Raw genomic sequence first — 21,872 nt, forward strand, 5'->3', positions numbered from 1 at the left:
CGCGCGAGCGCCCCTTCCCGCAACGCCCCCAGCGCCCGCCCGAGGAGACCGACCCGCCGGCGGAGGCGGACCTCGACGCCCTTCTGAGCGACATCGCCTCCGGCCTGTCGGGTAGCCGCGCCGCAAGCCCTGCCGCCGAGCCGGAGAGCCCGCTCCACCGCCGCCCCCGGCTCGACGAGCGCCCGCGCCAGGAGCCCGCGCCGGTGCCGCCGCAGTCTCCCCCCCGAGAGATGGCCTCCCGCGAGTTCTCTTCTCGAGAGTTCCCGACCCGCGAGGCGCCGCCCCGGCTTGCACCGACGCGCGAAGCCCATTCCCGCGACATCCCGGCCCGCGAGACGCCCGTCGTCGCCCCGCCGGCGGCGCGGGAACCCGAAGGGCCCGCACGGGCCGAAGCCACCTTCGACGAAGCCACCTTCGACGAGGTGGAATTCGAGCGGCTGCTGGTGGCGGAGAACTTCGGCGACGAGCCGCCGTTCGATTCGCCCGTCCCCCCGACCGCGGACGCCGAGCCCCTGCCGGTCGAGGCCCTGCCCGAATCGGAGCCGGAGCCTGAGGTCCCCGAGGACACCCGCACGCCGGAGGCGCAGATGGCGGCCGCCCTCGCCGCCGCCACCGCCGGGGAATACGAAACCGCCCTGTCCATCTGGGAGCCGCTGGCGCGCACCGGCAATGCGCGGGCGCAGAACAATATCGGCGCCTGCTTCATCGACGGGCTGGGCGTGGACAAGGACCTGGACCTCGCCCGCCGCTGGCTGGAGCTGTCCGCCGAGGGTGGCGACCCGGTGGGCCGGCGCAACCTCGCCACCCTCTACTTCAAGGGCGAAGGCGTCGCCCAGGACTATGCCAGGGCCGCCGCGCTCTATCTCGCCGCCGCCGAGGATGGCGACGGCCCGGCCCAGGACATGCTGAGCTGGATGCTGCTGGAAGGCGAGGTCATCCCCGCCGATCCGGTGGAGGCGCGGCGCTGGGCGATGGCTGCGGCGGACCAGGGCATCGCCTCGTCCATGACGCGGCTGGGCATGATCGCCCACAATGCCCTCGGCATGGAGCGCGATGCGGTGGAGGCCGCCCGCTGGTGGCGCAAGGGTGCCGAGGCCGGCGACGCGGACGGGCAGGCCATGCTGGGCGCGGCCTGCCACATGGGTGTCGGGGTGCCGCGCGACCATATCGCCGCCTTCGCCTGGCTGCTGCGCGCCCGCGCCGGCAAGAGCGCGCTGGCGGAACGTTTCTTCGATGCCGTGCGCGCCAGCCTGACGCCGGAGGAGGAAGCCGCCGCCCAGCGTCGCGCCGCCATTCCGCTGGGGGAGCTGCCCTGACGTGATCATCGGCACGGCCGGACATATCGACCATGGCAAGACCACGCTGGTGCGTGCGCTCACCGGTGTCGATACCGACCGGCTGAAGGAGGAGAAGGCGCGGGGCATCTCCATCGACCTCGGCTTCGCCTACCTGCCTCTGGAGGGCGAGGAGGCGGGCGAAGCCCAAGCGCATGGCGATGAAGCCCGCCCTCCGGTGCTGGGCTTCGTGGACGTGCCGGGGCACGAAAAATTCGTGCACACCATGCTGTCGGGGGCCAGCGGCATCGATTTCGCTTTGCTGGTGGTGGCCGCCGACGACGGGGTGATGCCCCAGACCCGCGAACATCTCGCCATTCTCGACCTCCTCGGCATCCGCCAAGGCATCGTCGCCCTCACCAAGGCCGACCTCGTGGACGCCGGGCGCCGCGCCGCGGTGGAGGCGGAGATCGCGGCCCTTCTCGCCCCAACCGCCCTTGCCGGCGCGCCCATCCACCCCGTTTCCGCCACCACCGGCGAAGGCATCGCCGCCTTGCGCGACGCCCTCGCGGCGGCGGCGCGGCAGCTCGGTCAGCGGGCCGGCGGCGGGCGCTTCCGCCTCGCGGTGGACCGCAGCTTCACCCTCGCCGGGGCGGGAACGGTGGTGACGGGAACGGTGCTGTCGGGAACCGTCCGCGTGGGCGACCGGGTCGTCGTCAGCCCATCCGGCCTTGCCGCCCGCGTGCGCTCCATCCGGGCGCAGGACCGGGTGGCGGAGGAAGGCGTCGCCGGCGACCGCTGCGGGCTCAACCTGGCCGGCGAAGACATCAGCAAGAGCGCCATCGCCCGCGGCGACGTGGTGCTCGATCCGGCGCTGCACGCCCCCTGTGACCATATCGACGCCGAACTCACCGTGCTGGCGGGCGAGAAGCGCTCCATCGCCCAATGGCTGCCGGTGCGCCTGCACCATGCGGCGCGGGAGGTGGGGGCGCGGCTGGTGCTGCTGGGCGATCCCATCGCCCCCGGCGCGTCGGCCAAGGTGCAACTGGTGCTGGAAGAGCCCATCGCGGCGGCGGTGGGCGACCGCTTCGTCATCCGCGACACCTCGGCTCAGCGCACCATCGGCGGCGGGCGCTTCCTTGACCTGCGTGGGCCCAAACGCAAGCGGCGCACCCCCGAGCGGCTGGCGCAGCTCTCCGCCCTCGCCGAGCGCGATCCCGCAACAGCTCTGGCGGCCTTGCTGGCCATCGACCCCTATTTCACGGACCTTACCGCCTTCGCCCGCGACCACACCCTCACCGCCGAGGAGACTGAGGCGCTGGCCGACCGCCTCGGCATCGTGAAGCTTGCGGCCGGCACGTCGACACTTGCCATCACCGCCAGCCGCTTCGCCGATTTCACCGGCCAGCTGCTGGCGGCGCTGCAGGCCTTCCACGCCGAGAATCCCGACCTGCCGGGCATGGGCCGCGAGCGGCTGCGCCTGCTGCTGGTGCCGCGCCTGCCCGCGCCGGCCTTCCTGTCCGCCCTGGAGAGCCTCGGCGACACGGTGAAGCGCGAGGGCGCCTGGGTGCGGCTGGCCGGCTTCGAGGTGCGCCTGTCCGCCGCCGACGAGGCCCTGTGGAGCCGCATCGCCCCGCTCATCGGCGGCACCGAGCGCTTCCGTCCGCCGCGGGTGCGCGACCTCGCCAGCCTCCTCGGCGTTGCCGAGCCGGAGGTACGGCGCCTCATGAAGCTCGCCAGCCGCACCGGGCGGGCGGACGAGGTGGCTCACGACCATTTCTTCCTGCGCCCGGTGGTGGCCGAAATGGTGGAGATCCTGACACGCCTGTCCGGCCCGCGCATCAAGGACGAGTTCACCGCCGCCCAGTTCCGCGACGAGGTCTCCAATGGGCGCAAGGTGGCGATCCAGATCCTCGATTTCTTCGACCGCCACGGCGTCACCCTGCGCCGGGGCGATCTGCGCCGCATCAACCCGTTCCGGCTGGACCTGTTCGCCGGCTCGGGAAATGATGCGACTTCCAGCGATTCGCCGGCGCCGTCGGCGCGGGGAAGAGAAGCGTCCCTGGTGGGGCGTCCGGACTTCAAATCCGGGAGGGGCCGCGAGCCGGTCCTTGGTGGGTTCGACTCCCACTCTCTTCCGCCAGATCCCCGAAAAGCCCTTGGAAAAGCCAAATGACGCCGGAGCTTGAACAGGGCACCCAAGACGTCGCGCCCGAGGCCGCGCCCGCCGCGCCAGCGCCCGGCGTTTCATCACCCGCGCGCGTGGCCTTCCTCGCCCGCCTCGATGCGGCCAAGCACGACGCCGGCGTGGCCGAGACCGATTTTCGGCGCGAGGCTGCCGCGCGCATCGAACAGCTCGCCGCCGCCCGCGCCCATGCGTGGCGGCGCGCCGACCTCATGGCGGCGCTGGTCGCCGCCGTGGACGCAACCGAAGATGCCGAGATGGCGGTGGCCGCCGGTCAGGCGTTGCTGCGCACCCGGCTCGGCTGGACCTCCGACAGCGACGCGCGCACCGAGGTGCTCGCCCGCTTCGCCGCCGTCGCCCTGGCCCTCAGCGAGGCGGATGCCGGCGGCGATCCGCAGGCCGCTCTCGCCGCCTTCGAGGACTGGTACCTTGAAACCCGGCAGAGCCCATTCTGGTACCTGTTCGAGCACTATCTGAGCGACACGCCCCTGGTGGATTATTGAGCGTGCGGGCATGCCCAAGATGAAGACCGGTAAGATGAAGACCCGCAAAACCACGGATTTCGACCGCTGGCTGTCCGCCACCTATGGCGAGAACGGCAGCTTCACCGCGCTCGTGGTACTGGTGCGCATCGAGGAGCCGCAGGTGCTGCCGCTTGCCTCCACTTTCCTCAACATCGTGGGCGACGAGGTGAGCTGGGCCGAGGTCGCCGCCCTGTTCGCCGGTGCCCGGCAGACCTGGGACGGCGCGGCCTTCTTCGCCCAGCTCGATGCCGATGGCCCGCTGGAAAATGGGGAAGCGCGCGGACGCCTGCGGGCGCTGGAGCAGCGCCTCGACGCCGACCGGCTGGTGATCAACCAGGGCGACTTCTTCGACACCCAGGGCCGCCGGCTGAAGGTGGAGGAAATCTCCCCGAATTAAGACCATCAGCATCAGTCGTTGACCGATGCCGAGTGGGTACGCTCAAGCGACGCGCCTATTCGATGGGGAAATCGAAATAGGTGTCGGGGAAGGGCTCGGCCTTCAGGGTGAAGTGCCACCATTCCTTGTCGAATGGCTGGAAGCCGTGCCGCGCCATGAGGCCGGAGAGCCTGTCGCGGTTCGCCTTCTGCGCCCTGGTCACCGCATCCGAGCCGGGCCACGAGCGCGGGCTGAACAGGTCGAACGGCGTGCCCATGTCGAGATCGGCGCCGGTGGCGCGGTCGAACAGGGTCAGATCCAGCGTCGAGCCGCGCGAATGGCCGGAGCGGGCGGCGATATAGCCTTCGGCGAACAGGTCCTTCTTGTCCACGTCGGGATAGAAGGTGGCCTTGGTGCGGGTGTCGGCGAGATCGCTCGCCCATCGGGCGAAGTGCGCCACCGCGCGGGCGGGACGGTAGCAATCGAACAGGCGCAGGCCGAGGCCGCTCGCCTTCGCTTCCGCCGCCACGGCGGCCAACGCCTCGGCGGCCGGGCGGGTGAGGAAGCAGCGCACGGCGCCATAGCCGTCCACCCGCGTGCCGACGAAATTGTCCGAGCCGAAATAGCGCACGTCGAACACGGCGTCCGGCACCAGCGTGGCCACATCCACGAACAGGGCCGGACGGTCGGTGCGGGCATCGGCCGCCAGCGGCAGGCCGGCGATGCTCAGGGCAAGGGCAGCGGGCTTCACCAGTCGGTCCATCAGGAAAGAGGGCATGGCGGGGTTCGCGGGAGACGGTGCGCGATCATATGAGCGTCCCGCGCCGATGAAAACCGGCGCGAGGGCGGTGGTGTCGGAGCTTATGCACAGCACCGGCCCACTCCCTCTCCCGCTTGCGGGGGAGGGGTGGGGTGGGGGCAGAGGCGGCAGGGACGGAATACAAGCGGCGGGCCCTGGCGGAGAAAGCCTGCCCCCTCCCTGCCCTCCCCCGCACGCGGGAGAGGGTTCGCATCGCTCTCAGTCCCAAACCCTCCCGCCATCCCGCGCCGGCCAGCTCCTTCTCCCGCGTGCCGGGGAGGGTCGGGGTGGGGGCAGAGGCGGCAGGGACGGAATACAAGCGGCGGGCCTGGCGGAGAAAGCCTGCCCCCTCCCTGCCCTCTCCCGCATGCGGGGGAGGGTTCGCATCGCTCTCAATCACCAACCCTCCCGCCATCCCAAGTCGGCCAGCACACTCCCCCGCCTGAACTCGGCTTTTGCCGAGTTCAGCTCCTAAGGACCGAAGCCGGAAACATCCGGCTTCGGTCGGGAGAGGGTTCGCACCGTGCCCGGTCGAAGCAGCAGAGCTTCAGGCTGATCCAACGTCGGCCCGGCACACCCCATCCCTTGCGCCGCCACGCTCTGGCGGAAACGGCCGGGCGGGGGTATCCCTGCCCGCCTCGGTGGGAGAGCGGTGCGTGATCGTCGATCCGGTGTTCTATGCGGCGGCGGTGCCGGCGACGATCCTGGTGGGCATGTCGAAGGGCGGGTTCACCGGCCTGTCGGTCCTTGCCCAGCCCATCCTGGCGCTGGCCATGTCCCCCATCCAGGCCGCCGCCATCCTTCTGCCGGTGCTCATCGTGCAGGACGTGGTGAGCCTTTATGCCTATTGGCGGCGCTGGAGCGTGGCCGAGCTGCGCCGCACCCTGCCGGCCGCGGTGGTGGGCATCGTCATCGGCTACCTGCTGGCGGCGTCCGTCTCCGACCAGGCGGTGGCCCTGGGCATCGGGCTTCTCTCCATCGCCGAGGCCGCCCGCCATGCCCTGTCGAAGGGGCTCAAGCGACCGGCGGGCGAGGCCGGGCGGGGGTCGGCGGCGCTGTGGAGCGCGGTGGCGGGCTTCGTCAGCATGATCGCCAATGCCGGCGGCCCGCCCATGATGATCTACCTGCTGCGCCGGCCCCGCCTCTCGCCCGAGCAGTTCGCAGCAACCACCGCCGCCTTCTTCTCGGTGGTCAACTGGGTGAAGGTGCCGTTCTTCCTCGCCCTCGGCCAGATCACGGGGGCGAACCTTGCCACCTCGGCGGTGCTGCTTCCGGTGGCGATCATCGCCACCTTCGCCGGCGTGCAGCTGGTGCGGCGGGTGCCGGCCGACCGCTTCTTCGGCATCATCTACCTCATCCTCGCCGCGGTGGGTGCGAAGCTGGTCCATGACGGCCTGCCGGGCTTCTGAACGGAGCCTAAGGCCTGCCGCCGACTGCCCGCTCGTTGGGCGCCTGTTCCTTGGACCCTGGTCTGCTCATAATTAGAGCAGATCGAAAGGGGTCTGCCGCCCGCCGTGCGTGGCGACGATTTTTTTCATGATCTCAATGAACTGGCCCTGCTCTTCAGGGCTCAGCATCTCCACCGTCGCGGCATGGGCCTTCCGGGCCATGGCTTCCATTTCCTCCAGCAGGCGCCGCCCGTCCTCGGTCAAGGCGCAGCTTTGGGACCGGCGGTCCGTGGCCGAGGTGCCGCGCCGCACCAACCCTCGCGTTTCAAGGCGTTTGAGGGCGCCGGTGGTGGTGGTGCGGTCCAGCGCCACGATGCGCGAGAGGGTGGTCTGGTCCGCAGCCTCCCGCCCCGCCAAAGCCGACAGCAGGCTGTATTGTACCGGCGTCACACCAAATGGGGCGCACAGCTCAGAAAACAGGCTGACATGGATCTGGTGCACCCGCCGGGCGAGGAAGCCGGGCCGGTCGGACAAAGGCCACCCCTCGCCGGCCGCATTCTCCACACTTGCCTTCGATACATTTGATTTTGCTTGTGATTTCGTCACACCCGCGATCCCTTCCGGCGCCCGCGCCGGCCCAAGTTTTGATCCAGATCAAATTCTGGCACATGCCGTGCATAACGGAAATACGAAGCATACTTCGCTTTTTCAATGCGGCGCGCCACCGCGCAAATATGGACGGAGATCCAGATGGCTGAACCTGCGGGCTACGATATCCTCCTCAAGGGCGGACATGTCATCTGCCCCGCCTCCGGCATTGACGGCACCTATGACGTGGCGATCCGCGACGGACTGATCGCGGCGGTGGAACAGACCATCCTGCCGTCGAGCGCGGTGGAGACCATCGACGTCTCCGGCAAGCTGGTGCTGCCGGGCATGATCGACACCCACGGCCACGTCTACCAGTACGTCACCGGCCGCTTCGGCCTGAACCCGGACATGGTGGGCGTGCACTCTGGCGTCACCACCGTCATCGACCAGGGCGGCCCCTCCTGCATGACCCTGCCGGGGTTCCGGAAGTTCATCGCCGAACCTGCCGATACCCGGATCTATGCGTTCCTCTCGGCCTATCTGGTGGGCGGGCTGGAGGGTCATTACTACCCGAACCTGTACAGTCCCGAAGGTGTCGATATCGACGCCACCGTACGCTCCGCCGTCGCCAACCGCGACCTGGTGCGCGGCATCAAGGGCCATGCGGAAATCGGCGGCTTCGCCCGCTGGGGCATCAAGGTGATGGAGATGGCGGCGGAGATCGCCCGCCGCGCCGAAGTCCCGCTCTACGTGCATTTCGGCACCCTGTGGGGCCTGCCCGAGAGCGGCGCCAACGGCGAGGATGCCGACACCATCCTGGAGCGCGTCATCCCGCTGCTGAAGGAAGGCGACGTGCTGGCCCATCCCTTCACCCGCCATCCCGGCGGCTTCGTGAACCAGCAGGGCGAGGTCCATCACGTCATCCGCGCCGCCCTCGACCGCGGCCTGAAGGTGGATGTGGGCCACGGTAGCCACTTCTCCTACCGCCTTGCGAAAAAAGCTATTTCCGCCGGCGTGGTGCCGCACACGCTGGGTGCCGACATGCATGGCTACAACACCCATGTGCCCCCGCCCGCCGGCACTCCGGCCGAGCACTATGACGACGAGAACCACCCCTTCAAGGGCCAGGCCCGCTTCAGCCTGACCCAGGCCATGAGCTCCATGATGGCCCTCGGCCTGTCGCTTCAGGACGTGGTGCCCATGGTCACCAGCAACCCGGCGCAGATGATCGGCCTCACCGATCGCCTCGGCGCGCTGAAGGTGGGCTATGCGGCCGATGTCTCGGTGCTGGACGACCATCGCGGCCGCTTCCTGCTGCGCGACAACGAAGACACCAAGGTGATCGCCGAGCGCCTGCTCACCCCGGCCTTTTGCCTGCGCGCCGGCAAGCGCTTTGACGCCGACGCGCCCATCCTGCCCCAGGCGGTGGCGGCGTGAGCGGGGCCTCCGCTCCGGCCCCGCAGGCGGCGTGGGACACCCTGTCCCAGGCTGAGCGGGATGCCGCCTACAACAACAACGCCGCAGTGCCGGACAGCGCGGCGTGGGTGGCGGCGCGCGACCTTGCGGCGGCTGGATTCCGCGCCACGGCGCAGGCCCATCTCGATATCCCCTATGGCGACGGCGCGCGGCAGAAGCTGGACCTTTATCCCGGCCAGCCGGGTGCGCCGGGCCTGGTCTTCATCCATGGCGGCTACTGGCAGCGCAACACCCGCGAGGCCTTCGCCCATTATGCGCAGGGCCTGCTGGCCCATGGCTGGTCGGTGGCCCTGCCCGGCTACACGCTGGCGCCCGAGGCCCGCCTCGGCCAGATCGTGGCGGAGATCGGCGCAGCGCTGGACCTTATCGCCCGGGATGGCGCGGCCTATGGCGTCACCGGCCCGCTGGTGGTCTCCGGCTGGTCCGCCGGCGCGCAGCTGGCGGTGATGCAGCTGGACCATCCAGCGGTCGCCGCCGGGCTCGCCGTGTCCGGCGTCTATGAGCTGGCGCCGATCCGCGACACCTTCCTGAATGGCCCGCTCGACCTATCGGATGAAGACATCGCGGCCTGTTCGCCGCTGCGCCATGCCCCGTCGCAAAAGCCGCTCGCCATCGCCTACGGCACGGCGGAACTGCCGGCCCTGGTGCACGATTCCCGTGCGCTCGCCGCCCGGCGGACGGCGGCCCACGCGCCGGGCGCGCTGCTGCCCATCGCCGGCGCCAACCACTTCTCCATCCTCGATGAATTGCGCCGCCCCGACGGCCAGCTGGTGCGCGCCGCCCTCGACCTGATGGCAGGAGCCGCCGCATGAGCGAGACCCAGGCCCACGAAGGCGTGGGCGCCCGGCTTCCGCGACAGGAGGGTGTGGGCGCCCGTCTTCCGCGGAAAGAAGACGACCGGCTGATGCGCGGTCGCGGCCAGTTCATCGCCGATATCCGCATGACCGGCATGCAGGACGTGGCCTTCGTCCGCAGCCCGCTCGCCCATGCCCGCATCCGCGGCATCCATGTGCCGGACGACCTGAAGGACCGCGTCTTCACCGCCGCCGATCTCGACGGTGTCAAGCCCATCCGCGCCGTCTCCGGGCTGCCGGGCTTCAAGGTGTCCGAACAGCCGGTGCTGGCCACCGGCAAGGTGCGTCAGGTGGGCGAGCTGATCGCCATGTGCGTCGCCGACACCCGTGCCGAGGCCGAGGATATGGCCGCGCGCGTTGAGCTGGACCTCGAAGAGCTGCCCGCCCTCCACGACATGCTGGAGGCGCGCAAGCCCGGCGCACCCCTCGTGCACGAGCACTGGGGCGACAATGTCTTTCTGGAAAGCCTCGTGAACATCAACATCGAGGCCGCCTTCGACGCGCCGGTGAAGGTCTCGCGCACCATTTCCACCGCACGCCAGTGCATGGCCCCCATCGAGGGGCGCGGCGCCGTCATCCATTTCGACCACCGCTGCGACCAGTTGGTGGTCCACACCGCCAGCCAGATGCCGCACATCGTGCGCTCGGGCCTCTCCGAATGCCTGCAGATGGAAGAGGGCCAGATCCGCATCATCTCTCCGGATGTGGGCGGTGGCTTCGGCTACAAGGCCATCCTCTTGGCGGAGGAGGTCTGCCTCGGCTGGCTGGCGCAGAAGCTGCGCCGCCCCGTGCGCTGGCTGGAAGACCGGCGCGAGCACCTCACCGCCAACGCCAATTGCCGCGAGCACCATTACGAAATCACGCTCTATGCCGAGCGCGACGGCACGTTGCGCGGCATCGACTGCGAGGCGAGCGTCGATAGCGGCGCCTATTCGGCCTATCCCTTTTCCGCGTGCCTGGAAGCCGCGCAGGTGGCGAGCATCCTGCCCGGCCCCTACGACTTTCCGGCCTATCGCTGCCGCACCTGGTCGGTGGCCACCAACAAGTGCCCCATCCTGCCCTATCGCGGCGTGGCCCGCACCGGCGTGTGCTTCGCGCTGGAAGTGGCGCTGGATGCGCTGGCGGCGGAGCTGGGCCTTCCCCCCGAGGTGGTGCGGCTGAAGAACCTGGTGCGGCCCGAGCAGATGCCGTTCGACAACATCACCAACAAGCATTTCGACAGCGGCGATTATCCGCAGGCGCTCCATCGCGCCCTCGACGCCATCAAGGCGGATACGGTGCGCGCGCGTCAGACGGCGGGCGAGAGGGACGGGCGGCGCATCGGCCTCGGCCTCTCCATCTATTGCGAGCAGGCGGCGCACGGCACTTCGGTCTATTCGGGCTGGGGCATTCCCATGGTGCCGGGACACGAGCAGGCCGGCGCGCGCCTCACCCCCGACGGCGGGCTGGAGCTGCGCATCGGCGCCCATTCCCACGGCCAGGGGCTGGAGACGACGCTGGCCCAGGTGGCCTGCGAAATCCTCGGCATTCCCGTCGCCCGCACCCGGCTGGTGCATGGCGACACCGCCATGACCCCCTATTCCACCGGAAGCTGGGGCTCGCGGGTGATGGTGATGGCGGGCGGGGCGGTGGCCACCGCCTGCACGGAGCTTGCCGAGCGCGTCCGGCGCATCGGCGCCCACATGCTGCAGGCGCGGCTGGACGAGGTGCGGCTCGAAAACGGCCGCGTGGTCGGCCCCGCGGGTGATGTCACCATCAGCCAGGTCGCCCACACCTGGTATCGCCGCCCGCAGGACCTGCCGGCGGACGTGGATCCCCACGGGCTGGAGGTGACAGCCGGCTACAAGCCGCAACGTGACAGCGGCACCTTCAGCTATGCCGCCCATGCGGTGGTGGTGGCGGTGGATCCCGAGCTGGGCGAGGTGGAAATCCTCGACTACGTCATCGTTGAAGATGGCGGCACGCTGGTGAACCCCATGGTGGTGGACGGCCAGATCCTCGGCGGCCTCGCCCAGGGCATCGGCACCGCGCTTTACGAGGAAATGCCGTTCGACACCTCCGGCCAGCCCTTGGCCTCAACGCTGGCGGACTATCTTCTGCCCGGCGCGCCGGAAGTGCCACTGCCCTTCATCGACCATATGGCGACGCCCTCGCCCTACACGGCGTTCGGCGTGAAGGGCATCGGCGAAGGCGGGGCCATCGCGCCGCCGGCGGCCATCGCCAATGCCATCAATGATGCGCTGCGCCCGGTCGGGGCGGAGATGCTGCGCGCGCCCGTCACGCCGCGCCGCATCGTCGAGAGCGTGCTCAAGGCTCGCGCCAACCGCAGGAGCGCCGCATGAAGCCCGCGCCCTTCCGCATGGAGCGTCCGCGCGACATCGCCGGCGCCACGGCTCTCCTCGCCACCGGCGGCGACGGAGCGAAGGCCATGGCCGGCTCGCAGTCCCTCGGCCCCATGCTGAACCTGCGCCTCGCCACGCCCGAGCTGATCGTGGACCTCACCGGCATCGACGCCCTGCGCACAGTGCGCGAGGAGCCGGGCCACGTGGTCTATGGCGCCCTCATCACCCATGCCGACGTGGAAGACGGGCGCGTGCCGGATGTGGGCGCGCACATCCTGCGCCGGGTGGCGGGTGGCATCGCCTATCGCGCGGTGCGCAATCGCGGCACCCTGGGGGGCAGCCTCGCCCATGCCGACCCCGCCGCCGATTGGGTGAATGCCCTGTCCGCCCTCGGCGCTGAGGTGGAAATCGCTGGCCCGGACGGAACCCGCCGCCTCGCCATCGGGGCCTTTCTCACCGGCGCCCTTTCGACAGCGCTCGCGGCGGGGGAGATCCTCGTCGCGGTACAGGTGCCCAAGGTGCCCGCCTCCGCCCGCTTCGGCTATGTGAAGCACTGCCGGAAGGTGGGCGAGTTCGCCCACGCCATCGGCGCCGTGCTGGTGGACCCGGAGGCGGGGAGCTGTCGCGCGCTGATGGGCGCCATCGACGCCCCGCCCCTTCTCTTCCCCGATGCCGCACGGCTGTTCGGCGGCCACATCGATGCCGGCTTTGCCGCCCGCTTCGACGCAACGGCCGCCGACGCCGCCCTCACCGCCGCCGGAATGGACGATGCGGTCGACCGCCACGTCCATGTGGAGGTGCTGCGCCGCGCCGCCGTGCAGGCCGCCACCCTCTTCACCGAGACGCGGAGCGCCGCATGAACGCCCTGCCCCGGCCGGAAGGCGCAGCCCTTGGCGCCTCGCCCATGATCACCCTCACCCTCAACGGCCGGCCCGTCGCAACGGCGGCGGAAGCCCGCACCAACCTTGCCGATCTGGTGCGCGACACGCTGAACCTCACCGGCACGCACCTCGGCTGCGAGCACGGGGTGTGCGGCGCCTGCACCATCCTCGTGGACGGCGAGCCGGCCCGCGCCTGTCTCTCGTTCGCCGCCGCCTGCCAGGGCGCGGATGTGGTCACCATCGAGGGGCTCGACGATGATGCGGTGACCGCCGAGCTGCGCGCCGCCTTCAATCGCGAGCACGCCTTGCAGTGCGGCTTCTGCACGCCGGGCATGCTGGTCTCGGCCCGCGACCTGGTGCTGCGGCTGCCGGAGGCGGACGAGGCGCGCATCCGCCTCGGCCTTGCCGGCAACCTCTGCCGCTGCACGGGTTATGCGGGCATCGTCAAGGCGGTGGCCTCGGTCATTGCCGCGCGGCGGGCGCAGGGCATCGGCCCGGCCACGGCCGAGCGGCGGCTCGGGCCGGTGGGCGCGCGGGCCGGCGGGGCGACCGTGCTCGCCGTTCCGCTGGCGAACGTCGCCGCCCTCGCGGCGCCGGCTGCGGCCCCGCTCGCCCTCGGCGAAACCTTCATCCCCGCCCACAGCTTCGAGCAGGGCTTCGAGGTGCCGTTCCCGCCCGCCGACGTGTTCGCCTTCTTCGGCAAGATCGAGGAGGTGGCGGCCTGCCTGCCGGGCGCGGTCATCGATGCCATGCCGTCCGCCGATCTGGTGGAAGGCGGCATGCGGGTGAAGCTCGGCCCCATCGGCACCACCTTCCGCGGCACCGCCCGCATCCGCCGCAATGAAGCCACCGCCAGCGGCATCATCCACGGCGCCGGGGCGGACGGCCGCTCGCGCACGGAAGGCGAGATCCGCTATTGCGTCCTGCCGGGCACGGCGCCGGGCTCGGCCCGCGTGGCGCTCACCGTAGGCTACACGCTGAAGGGGCCGCTCGCCCAGTTCGGCCGGCCGGGCCTGGTGCGCGAGGTGGCAGGACGGCTCATCGCCGACTTCGCCACAAATCTTGCGGCCCGCCTGTCCGGCGCGCCGACCCCGGCGGCGGCAGGCCCCGGCCTCAACCCGCTCAAGCTTTTTACAGCCCTGATTTTCCAACGGCTCGGCGCCCTGTGGCGCCGCATCCGCCCCGCTTCCTGACCCTGACTGCCCCTTGAGACTGGAGACCATCATGATGATTTCGCGCAGGACGACACTCGCGGCCCTCGCCTTCAGCCTCCTCGCCGGCACGGCGATGGCCGCCGACACCATCAAGATCGGCGTCAACGAGCCCCTCACCGGCGCGTTCGCTGCCTCCGGCACCTATGTGGTGAACGGCGCCAAGATCGCCGCCGACGAGATCAACGCCAAGGGCGGCGTGCTCGGCAAGAAGATCGAGCTGGTCATCGAGGACAACAAGAGCAACCCCACCGAGGCCGCATCGGTGGCGGAAAAGCTCATCACCTCCGACAAGGTGCCGGTGCTGATGGGCTCCTGGGGCTCCAGCCTGACGCTGGCCACCATGCCGAAGCTGGAGGAATACCAGGTGCCCATGCTGGTGGAGACCTCCTCCTCCGGCAAGATCACCACCTCCGGCAATCCCTTCATCTTCCGCATCTCGCCGCCGTCCTCGGTGGAGGCCGACGCGTTCGAGCCCATCGCCAAGAAGCTCGGGCTGAAGAAGGTGGACTTCCTCGTCATCAACAACGACTGGGGCCGCGGCGCCGCCGCCGACTTCTCCAAGATGCTGAAGGCCAACGGCGTCGAGGTCGGCCTCACCGAGACCATGGACCAGTCCGCCCAGGACATGAGCGCCCAGCTCTCCAAGCTGAAGGCCTCCGACGCCGACACCATCATGGTGACCAGCGCCGTGGACCAGCTGACCCTGCTGTTCAAGCAGATGGCCGCCCTCGGCCTGAAGAAGCGCGTCATCACCACCGGCGGCTCGCAGAACCCTGACCAGATCATCGCCCAGGCCGGGGCGGCGGCCGACAACACCATGCACCTCACAACCTTCCTGCCCTGGTGGCCGGAGAAGACCCCGAACCCCGAGGCCACCGCCTATTTCCTCGGCGAGTGGAAGAAGCGCGGCTTCGAGTTTGCCGGCGCCACCGAGAGCTTCCGCGGCTATGACGGCATCCGCTCCGTGGCGGCCGCCATCGCGGCCGGCGGCGGCACCGATCCCGCCTCCATCCAGAAGGGCTTCTGGAAGGTGGACATCGTCGGCCTCAACGGCCCCATCAAGTTCGCCAAGAGCGGCCCGACGGGCAAGGAAAGCGGCCAGTCGAAGCCCAACGTCTACCTGATCGAGATCACCGACGGGAAGGTGAAGCAGGTTCAGCTCGGCGGCTGATGCCCGCCCTTTACCGGTGTTTCCCCGCATTTGCGCGGGGGCGCCGGGGTGAGGGACTGCACGCACTCAACTGCCTGATTGCGCAAGCTATCCCTCACCCCGCTCCCAGCTTCTCGCTCCCGTGGCGCGCAAGCCCCTCCCGCGCGGCCCCGCAAGGCCGCCCCGCACCGCCCCGAATGCCAGACGGACAGGCCAGATGGACCAATTGCTGCAACACATCCTGAATGCGCTGGTGCTGGGTGGCACCTATGCGCTGCTGGGCATCGGCCTCACCTTGATCTTCGGCATCATGAACGTGGTGAATTTCACCCACGGCGCGCTCTACACCTTCGGCGGCTATGCCATGTACCTGGCCGCCGTCGCGCTGGGCCTCAACTTCTTCGTGGCACTGCCGGTGGCCCTGGTGGCGGGCCTGCTGCTCGGGGCCTTCATCGAATTCACGCTGCTGCGGCCGCTGCGCCGCTCCGATATCGACACCACCATGCTGGTGATGATCGGCGCCGGCATCATCATGCAGTCGGGCACGCTTTGGATCTTCGGCGGCGTCGCCAAGGCGGTGCCGACCCCGTTCCCGGCGCAGCCGCTGGTCATCGGGCCGGTGTCGCTGTCCTACGTGAACCTGTTCGTACTGGCCGCGGCCATCGCCCTCATCGCCATTACCTATTTCACCATCAACGGCACGAGGCTCGGCCGCGCCATGCGCGCCACCTTCCAGGACCACGACACCGCCGCCCTCATGGGGGTGAACGTCTCCCTCATCTACACCGCCACCTTCGCCATCGGCTCGGCGCTGGCCGCGGCGGCGGGGGCGCTCTTGGGGCCGGTCTATGTGGTGACCCCGCAGATGGGCGAGCTGGCGGCGGTGAAGGCCTTCGCGATCGTCATCCTCGGCGGGCTCGGCTCCATCTCCGGGGCGACCATCGGCGGCTTCATCCTCGCCTTCGCGGAGGAACTGGGCGCCGGCTACATCTCGTCGGGCTATCGCGACGCCATGGGCTTCCTCATCATCATCGCGGTGCTGCTGGTGAAGCCCACCGGCCTGTTCGCCCGCGCGGAGCGGATCGGATGACGCGCTTCATCGCCCCCCTCTTCCTCGTGGTCTTCGCCCTGGTCCCGCTCGGGCTGAAGGACCCCTATCTACTCAATGCCCTGATCATCACCGGCATCCTCACCATCTGCGCCATGAGCCTGAATTTGCTGCTCGGCTTCACCGGGCAGCTCAGCCTCGGGCACGTGGCCTTCTTCGGCATCGGCGCCTATGTCAGCGCGCTCACCGCGCTGGGCTTCGACGTAAGCCTGCCGTTCGGCCTGCGCATCACCCATGAGGGCGGATCGCCGCTGCTGGGCTTCGTGCTGGCCGTGGGCCTTACGGGGCTGTGCGGCTATCTCATCGGCCGGCTGTCGTTCCGGGTGCGGGGCGCCTATTTCGTCATCGTCACCATCTCGTTCGCCGAGGTGGTGCGGCTGGTGGCGCTGAACTGGGTGGAGCTGACGCAAGGGCCCCTCGCCCTCACCGCCATCCCCAACATGGTGCTGCCGGTGCCCGGCCTCGGCGACGTGGCGCTGCGCTCCAAGATGCAGAACTATTACCTGGTGCTGGCGGTGGCGGCGGTGAGCTATCTCATCATCGCCCGGCTGGTGGCCTCGCGCTTCGGCCGGGCCATGCGCGGGCTGAAGGAGAACGAATCCCTCGCCCTCTCCCTCGGCATCAACGCCACCCGCACGCTCACGGTGGCGGCCACTATCTCCGCTGCCATGGCGGGGGCGGCGGGCAGCCTCTATGCCCATTACATCCGCATCATCGATCCGGACGTGTTCCTGTTCTCCTACACCGTCACCATGGTCATCATGGTCGTGTCGGGCGGCAAGGGCACGCTGGCCGGCCCGCTGGTGGGCGGCATCCTCTTCGGCCTGCTGCCGGTGGCGCTCAGGCCCGTGATGGCGCCGGAAGCGCAGTGGATCGTCTACGGCGCCATCCTCATCGCCATCCTGTTCCTGATGCCGCGCGGGATCGTGCCGGCGCTGGAGAGCCTCGCCCTGCGCCGCAGGCCGGCGACCGAGACCAAGAGCGCGGCAAAGCCCGCCGAAGCGGGGGCCAACCCATGAGCACGCCCATGAATCATCCTGCGGGCACCGCCATCCTCAATGTGGAGCATGTGGGCATGCGGTTCGGCGGCCTCACCGCCATCGCCGACCTGCATTTCGACGTGCATGACGGCGAGATCGTGAGCCTCATCGGTCCCAACGGCGCCGGCAAGACCACCGCCTTCAACATCATGACCGGCTTCCTCAAGCCCACCCAGGGCCGGGTGCTGTTTCGCGGCCAGGACCTCTCCCAGACCCGGCCCAACGAGATCGCCCGGCTGGGTCTGGCCCGCACCTTCCAGCGCACCAGCGTGTTCGCCGACGACACGGTGCGCGACAACGTGCTGATCGGCCTCCACCGCCACGGCGACGTGGCGCTCCTCGACCGCCTGTTTCCCACCCCCCGCGGCCGGCGCGCGGAAGCCGCAGTGCGCGAGCGGGCCGACGCCATCCTCGACCTCGTGGGCCTGGCCGCCCGCGCCGACGAGAAGGCGGGCTCCCTCTCCTACGGCGAGCAGCGCCTCGTGGGCTTCGCTTTGGCGCTGGCAGTGGAGCCGAAGATGCTGCTGCTGGACGAGCCGGTGTCGGGCATGAACGCGTCGGAAACCCAAGGCTTCGTGCGCCTCATCCGCAAGGTGCGGGACGAGGGCGTCACCATACTTCTGGTGGAGCACGACATGCCCATGGTGATGGAAGTGTCCGACCGCATCGTCTGTCTCAATTACGGCCGCCTCATCGCGGAAGGCCCGCCGGCGGCGATCCGCGCCGATCCCAAGGTGATCGAGGCCTATCTCGGCAAGAGCGCCGCCAAGCTGGAGCACAAGGAGCCGGTCCATGCTTGAGATTTCCGATCTCGTCTGCGGCTATGGGCAGGTGGCGGCGCTGAAAGGCATCTCGCTCACCGTCGGCCAGGGCCAGCTCGTCGCGTTGGTGGGCGCCAACGGGGCGGGAAAATCCACCACTCTGCGCTCCATCTCGGGCCTGGTGCCGGCGCGCGGCGGCGCCATCCGGCTCGAAGGGGACGACGTGACCCGCGCCGGTCCACAGCTCATGCTGCGGCTCGGCGTCGCCCATTGCCCGGAGGGCCGGCGGGTGTTCCCGCATATGAGCGTTGCCGACAACCTCGCCATGGGCGCATACCTGCGCCCGAGCGATGCCGCCCTCAGGGACGACTACGCGCGCATCTACGCCACCTTCCCCCGCCTCGCTGAACGGCGCGCGCAGATGGCGGGCACCCTCTCCGGCGGCGAGCAGCAGATGCTGGCCATCGGCCGGGCGCTCATGTCCCGTCCCCGCCTGGTGCTGTTCGACGAGCCCTCGCTGGGGCTCGCACCCAATATCGTGGAGCAGATGTTCGCCATCATCGGCTCCATCCGCGACGCCGGCACCACCGTGCTGCTGGTGGAGCAGAACGCCTTCGCGGCGCTCGAACTGTGCGACTACGCCTATCTGCTGGAGGCCGGCCGCATCGTGAAGTCCGGCACCGGCGCCGAGCTGATCGACGATCCGCACGTGCGGGCAGCCTATCTGGGCAGCTGATCCGGCGTCGGGGGATAAGCCGCCTCCCGCGGGGGCAGGGGTGGCGGCGGACGGAGGATCGTCACACTTCTGTCGCCGGCTTGTCACGGAAGGAGTCGACATCTCCCGCCGGATCAGATCGGGTGCCCCACATGGACTATTTCAAGCGATTCAACTTCCTGTTCGCGACCCCGGTCTTCGACGCAGAGGATCTGGAGGGCGCCCGCTACAACCAGATCGTCGCGGAGATCGAGCGCTCCGGCTTCGAGGTGGTGAAGGCCCGCAACCTCGAAGACGCCGAGATCGCGGTGCAGACCGATGCCGCCATCGGCTGCATGCTGGTGGACTGGGGCAAGAAGGGGCTGGAGGGCAAGACCGCCTCGCTCATCAACCTGATGCGCCGGCGCGGCCTCGACTTCCCCATCATCCTGCTGATCCGCCGCAAGCGCTTCGAGGATGTGCCGGTGGAGGTGCTGGACTTCATCGACGGCTACGTCTTCCTCTCCGAGGAGACCCCCGCCTTCATCGCCAAGAACCTCATCAGCCGGCTGAAGCAATATGCCGAGACGCTGAAGACGCCCTTCTTCGGCGCGCTGGTGGACTATGCCGAGGAAGGCAACCAGCTGTGGACCTGCCCGGGTCACAATGGCGGCGTGTTCTATTCCCGCAGCCCCATCGGCCGGGTGTTCATGGAGCATCTGGGCGAGGCGGTGTTCCGCGACGACCTCGACAATTCCGTTCTCGATCTCGGCGACCTCCTGACCCATGAGGGCCCGGCGCTGGCGGCGCAGAAGGAGGCGGCGAAGATCTTCGGCGCCGAGAAGACCTATTTCGTCCTCAACGGCACCTCCACCTCCAACAAGGTGGCGCTTTCGGCCCTCGTCACCGATGGCGACCTGGTGCTGTTCGACCGCAACAACCACAAGGCCGCCCACCACGGCGCGCTGATGATCTCCGGCGGCATCCCGGTCTATGTGCCCACCGTGCGCAACGCCCATGGCCTCATCGGCCCCATGGACTTCGCCGCTCTGGACGAGACCGCCTTGCGCGAGCGCATCCGCACCCACCCGCTGGTGAAGGACCCCGACGCGTGGCAGAAGCCGCGTCCATTCCGCGTGGCGGTGGTGGAGCAGTGCACCTATGACGGCACCATCCACAATGCCGAGATGATCCTCAAGGCCATCGGCCACCTCACCGACTACATCCTGTTCGACGAGGCATGGGCGGGCTTCATGAAGTTCCACCCGCTCTATGCCGGGCGCTTCGCCATGGGCTTGGCCGACCTCGGCCCCGACGCGCCGGGCATCATCGCCACACAGTCCACCCACAAGCAGCTGGCGAGCTTCAGCCAGGCGTCCCAGATCCACATGAAGGACCGGCACATCACCGGTCAGAAGCGCCGTGTAGAGCACCGGCGCTTCAACGAGAGCTTCATGCAGCACGCCTCCACCTCGCCCTTCTATCCTTTGTTCGCCTCCCTCGACGTGGGCGCGCAGATGATGAAGGGCCGTTCGGGCGAAGTGTTGTGGGACGACACAATCCGCCTCGGCATCGAGCTGCGCAAAAAAATCCGGGCCGTGCGCCGCGAGTTCGAGGAGAAGGAGCTTCGCCCCGAGCGCCGCTGGTTTTTCGAGCCGTTCGTGCCCGACCGGGTCGCCATCCCCGACGTGTCGAGCCCCGGCGCGGTGCACGAGGTGCCGTGGGAGAGCGTCGCCACCGACCTCCTCGCCACCAATCCGGCCTTCTGGCACCTGACCCCCGGCGCGTCCTGGCACGGCTTCGACGGCATGGCGGCGGGCTTCGCCATGACCGACCCCAACAAGCTGACCCTTTTGACCCCCGGCTTCGACCGCGCCACCGGCGCCTATGCCGAGCACGGCATTCCCGCACCTGTGGTGGCGCAATATCTGCGCGAGAACCGCATCGTCGCCGAGAAGAACGACCTGAATTCCCTGCTGTTCCTGCTCACCCCCGGCGTCGAGGCGTCGAAGGCGGGCACCCTCATCTCCGGCCTCGTCGCCTTCAAGAAGCTGCATGACGAAAACGTGCTGCTGGAGGAGGCGATCCCGGAATTCTTCCGCCGCCGCCCCGGCCGCTATGGAGGCGTGCGGCTGCGCGACCTGTGCGGGGAGATGCACCGCTTCTTCCGCGCCGCCAATGTCAGCGCGCTCCAGGCCATGCAATTCTGCGCCGCGCACCTGCCGGACATCGCGCTGTCGCCCCACGACGCGGCGCGCTGCCTGGTGCGCAACGACGTGGACTACCTGCCCATCGACGCCATCGCCGGTCGTATCGCGACCACGCCCTTCGTTGTCTACCCGCCGGGCATCGCCACCATCGTGCCGGGCGAGCGGCTGACCGAGCGGGCCAAGCCCATGATCGACTATCTCAAGATGTTTGAAGCCAGCTTCAACACCTTCCCCGGCTTCGACGTGGAGATCCAGGGCGTCTATCGCGAGACGGATGCATCCGGCCGCGTGCGGCTCCATACTTATGTGGTTGCGGAATAGGCTTTGGTCAGCTTGGGAGTGTCGGGTTCGTCCATGGAGCAGGAGCAAGCTGTCGTCGTCCGCCCGTCGCGGGAAGCGGACGTGGATGCCATGCTGGCGATCTATCGCCACCATATCCGTCGCGGCGTCGAGGAAGGCGTGGACGATGGCGAGACGCCGCAGCCGGACGACCTGCGCGAGCGCCGCAAGAACCTGAAGAGCCGGCGCTTCCCCCACCTCGTCGCCACCCGCGGCGAGGTGGTGGTGGGCTATGCCTATGTGGTGCTGTTCCGTAAACGGCCGGCCTATCGCTACAGCGTCAAGCACTCGATCTACGTGCACCACGCCCATCTGGGCGAGGGCATCGGCGGCCATCTCATGCGCGGGTTGATCGATGCCTGCGCCGCGGCCGGCTTTCGTCAGATGATCGGCTATATCGATGCCGACAACACCGCCTCGCTCACGCTGCACGAGAAGTTCGGCTTCGTGCGCGTGGGGCATCTGCCAGGGGTCGCCTATCGCTATGGCCGCTGGGCGGACAGCGTGATGGTGCAACGCTCGCTGGGTCCCGGCGCCACCACCCCGCCGCCCCCGCTGCCGCTCTCCACCCGCTGAGGCGACAGGGAGAGGGCCTGCCCCATGTCGGTTGCAGTGCCGGCTGCCGGTGCGGGCACCCCGCGCGCCGGCAGCGGAGGCGTGCCTCGA

The 21,872-nt window shown here is 69.3% G+C and carries 18 protein-coding genes, 1 tRNA gene and 1 pseudogene; 18 read left to right on the plus strand and 2 right to left on the minus strand.

Features of this window, described 5'->3' with window-relative positions:
* The first annotated feature begins 587 nt into the window (after positions 1–587).
* The 5 genes and pseudogenes from FBQ73_RS22175 to FBQ73_RS22195 all read left to right on the plus strand — a co-directional run bounded on the left by FBQ73_RS22175 (position 588) and on the right by FBQ73_RS22195 (position 4,380).
* Positions 588–1,316 (plus strand): tetratricopeptide repeat protein, encoded by a 729-nt coding sequence (locus FBQ73_RS22175; protein WP_138401751.1) that lies wholly within the window; start codon positions 588–590, stop codon positions 1,314–1,316.
* A gap of 1 nt (position 1,317) precedes the next feature.
* Positions 1,318–3,228 (plus strand): annotated as a pseudogene (selB, locus tag FBQ73_RS22180) (selenocysteine-specific translation elongation factor); the annotation flags it as partial.
* 93 nt (positions 3,229–3,321) lie between these two features.
* A tRNA-Sec gene (locus FBQ73_RS22185) sits at positions 3,322–3,417 on the plus strand.
* A 29-nt stretch (positions 3,418–3,446) separates the two neighbouring features.
* Positions 3,447–3,962 (plus strand): hypothetical protein, encoded by a 516-nt coding sequence (locus tag FBQ73_RS22190; protein ID WP_138401667.1) that lies wholly within the window; start codon positions 3,447–3,449, stop codon positions 3,960–3,962.
* A gap of 34 nt (positions 3,963–3,996) precedes the next feature.
* On the plus strand, positions 3,997–4,380 hold the full coding sequence (locus tag FBQ73_RS22195) for a hypothetical protein (RefSeq protein ID WP_246089911.1): 384 nt from the start codon (positions 3,997–3,999) through the stop codon (positions 4,378–4,380).
* A gap of 55 nt (positions 4,381–4,435) precedes the next feature.
* On the opposite strand, the gene FBQ73_RS22200 is transcribed toward FBQ73_RS22195, so the two are convergent.
* On the minus strand, positions 4,436–5,137 hold the full coding sequence (locus FBQ73_RS22200) for a M15 family metallopeptidase (protein ID WP_246089913.1): 702 nt from the start codon (positions 5,135–5,137) through the stop codon (positions 4,436–4,438).
* A gap of 677 nt (positions 5,138–5,814) precedes the next feature.
* Between FBQ73_RS22200 and FBQ73_RS22205 the strand changes: the two genes are divergently transcribed.
* A complete protein-coding gene (locus tag FBQ73_RS22205; RefSeq protein ID WP_138401668.1) occupies positions 5,815–6,567 on the plus strand; it encodes a sulfite exporter TauE/SafE family protein in 753 nt (250 codons plus the stop codon).
* 72 nt (positions 6,568–6,639) lie between these two features.
* On the opposite strand, the gene FBQ73_RS22210 is transcribed toward FBQ73_RS22205, so the two are convergent.
* Positions 6,640–7,110: a MarR family winged helix-turn-helix transcriptional regulator gene (locus FBQ73_RS22210; RefSeq protein WP_246089915.1), complete on the minus strand. Its 471-nt coding sequence runs from the start codon at positions 7,108–7,110 to the stop codon at positions 6,640–6,642.
* 186 nt (positions 7,111–7,296) lie between these two features.
* Here FBQ73_RS22210 and FBQ73_RS22215 point away from each other — a divergent pair, with 186 nt between their 5' ends.
* The 12 genes from FBQ73_RS22215 to FBQ73_RS22270 all read left to right on the plus strand — a co-directional run bounded on the left by FBQ73_RS22215 (position 7,297) and on the right by FBQ73_RS22270 (position 21,782).
* Complete coding sequence (locus tag FBQ73_RS22215; RefSeq protein ID WP_138401670.1) at positions 7,297–8,574, plus strand: amidohydrolase/deacetylase family metallohydrolase; 1,278 nt, start codon at positions 7,297–7,299, stop codon at positions 8,572–8,574.
* Complete coding sequence (locus FBQ73_RS22220) at positions 8,571–9,425, plus strand: alpha/beta hydrolase (protein ID WP_138401671.1); 855 nt, start codon at positions 8,571–8,573, stop codon at positions 9,423–9,425. The genes FBQ73_RS22215 and FBQ73_RS22220 overlap by 4 nt, the downstream gene beginning before the upstream one ends.
* Positions 9,422–11,809 carry a xanthine dehydrogenase family protein molybdopterin-binding subunit gene (locus FBQ73_RS22225; RefSeq protein ID WP_138401672.1) on the plus strand — a complete coding sequence of 796 codons (2,388 nt, stop codon included), beginning with the start codon at positions 9,422–9,424 and terminating at the stop codon, positions 11,807–11,809. Before FBQ73_RS22220 ends, FBQ73_RS22225 begins: the two co-directional genes overlap by 4 nt.
* Positions 11,806–12,669 carry an FAD binding domain-containing protein gene (locus tag FBQ73_RS22230; RefSeq protein ID WP_138401673.1) on the plus strand — a complete coding sequence of 288 codons (864 nt, stop codon included), beginning with the start codon at positions 11,806–11,808 and terminating at the stop codon, positions 12,667–12,669. Before FBQ73_RS22225 ends, FBQ73_RS22230 begins: the two co-directional genes overlap by 4 nt.
* A complete protein-coding gene (locus tag FBQ73_RS22235) occupies positions 12,666–13,883 on the plus strand; it encodes a xanthine dehydrogenase family Fe-S subunit (protein WP_138401674.1) in 1,218 nt (405 codons plus the stop codon). The genes FBQ73_RS22230 and FBQ73_RS22235 overlap by 4 nt, the downstream gene beginning before the upstream one ends.
* 31 nt (positions 13,884–13,914) lie before the next feature.
* On the plus strand, positions 13,915–15,075 hold the full coding sequence (locus tag FBQ73_RS22240) for an ABC transporter substrate-binding protein (RefSeq protein WP_392567250.1): 1,161 nt from the start codon (positions 13,915–13,917) through the stop codon (positions 15,073–15,075).
* Between the two features lie 196 nt (positions 15,076–15,271).
* Positions 15,272–16,144: a branched-chain amino acid ABC transporter permease gene (locus FBQ73_RS22245; RefSeq protein ID WP_138401675.1), complete on the plus strand. Its 873-nt coding sequence runs from the start codon at positions 15,272–15,274 to the stop codon at positions 16,142–16,144.
* Entirely contained in the window at positions 16,141–17,181 is a 1,041-nt protein-coding gene (locus tag FBQ73_RS22250) for a branched-chain amino acid ABC transporter permease (RefSeq protein ID WP_138401676.1), read from the plus strand. The genes FBQ73_RS22245 and FBQ73_RS22250 overlap by 4 nt, the downstream gene beginning before the upstream one ends.
* 8 nt (positions 17,182–17,189) lie before the next feature.
* Positions 17,190–18,002: an ABC transporter ATP-binding protein gene (locus FBQ73_RS22255; protein ID WP_138401677.1), complete on the plus strand. Its 813-nt coding sequence runs from the start codon at positions 17,190–17,192 to the stop codon at positions 18,000–18,002.
* Positions 17,995–18,699: an ABC transporter ATP-binding protein gene (locus FBQ73_RS22260; RefSeq protein WP_138401678.1), complete on the plus strand. Its 705-nt coding sequence runs from the start codon at positions 17,995–17,997 to the stop codon at positions 18,697–18,699. The genes FBQ73_RS22255 and FBQ73_RS22260 overlap by 8 nt, the downstream gene beginning before the upstream one ends.
* A gap of 131 nt (positions 18,700–18,830) precedes the next feature.
* Positions 18,831–21,188, plus strand: a complete 2,358-nt coding sequence (locus FBQ73_RS22265; protein ID WP_138401679.1) for an Orn/Lys/Arg family decarboxylase — start codon at positions 18,831–18,833, stop codon at positions 21,186–21,188.
* Positions 21,189–21,221: 33 nt separating this feature from the next.
* Positions 21,222–21,782: a GNAT family N-acetyltransferase gene (locus tag FBQ73_RS22270; RefSeq protein WP_138401680.1), complete on the plus strand. Its 561-nt coding sequence runs from the start codon at positions 21,222–21,224 to the stop codon at positions 21,780–21,782.
* Positions 21,783–21,872: the final 90 nt, after the last annotated feature.

The sequence above is a fragment of the Xanthobacter autotrophicus genome (assembly GCF_005871085.1).
Taxonomy (GTDB): Bacteria; Pseudomonadota; Alphaproteobacteria; order Rhizobiales; family Xanthobacteraceae; genus Xanthobacter; species Xanthobacter autotrophicus.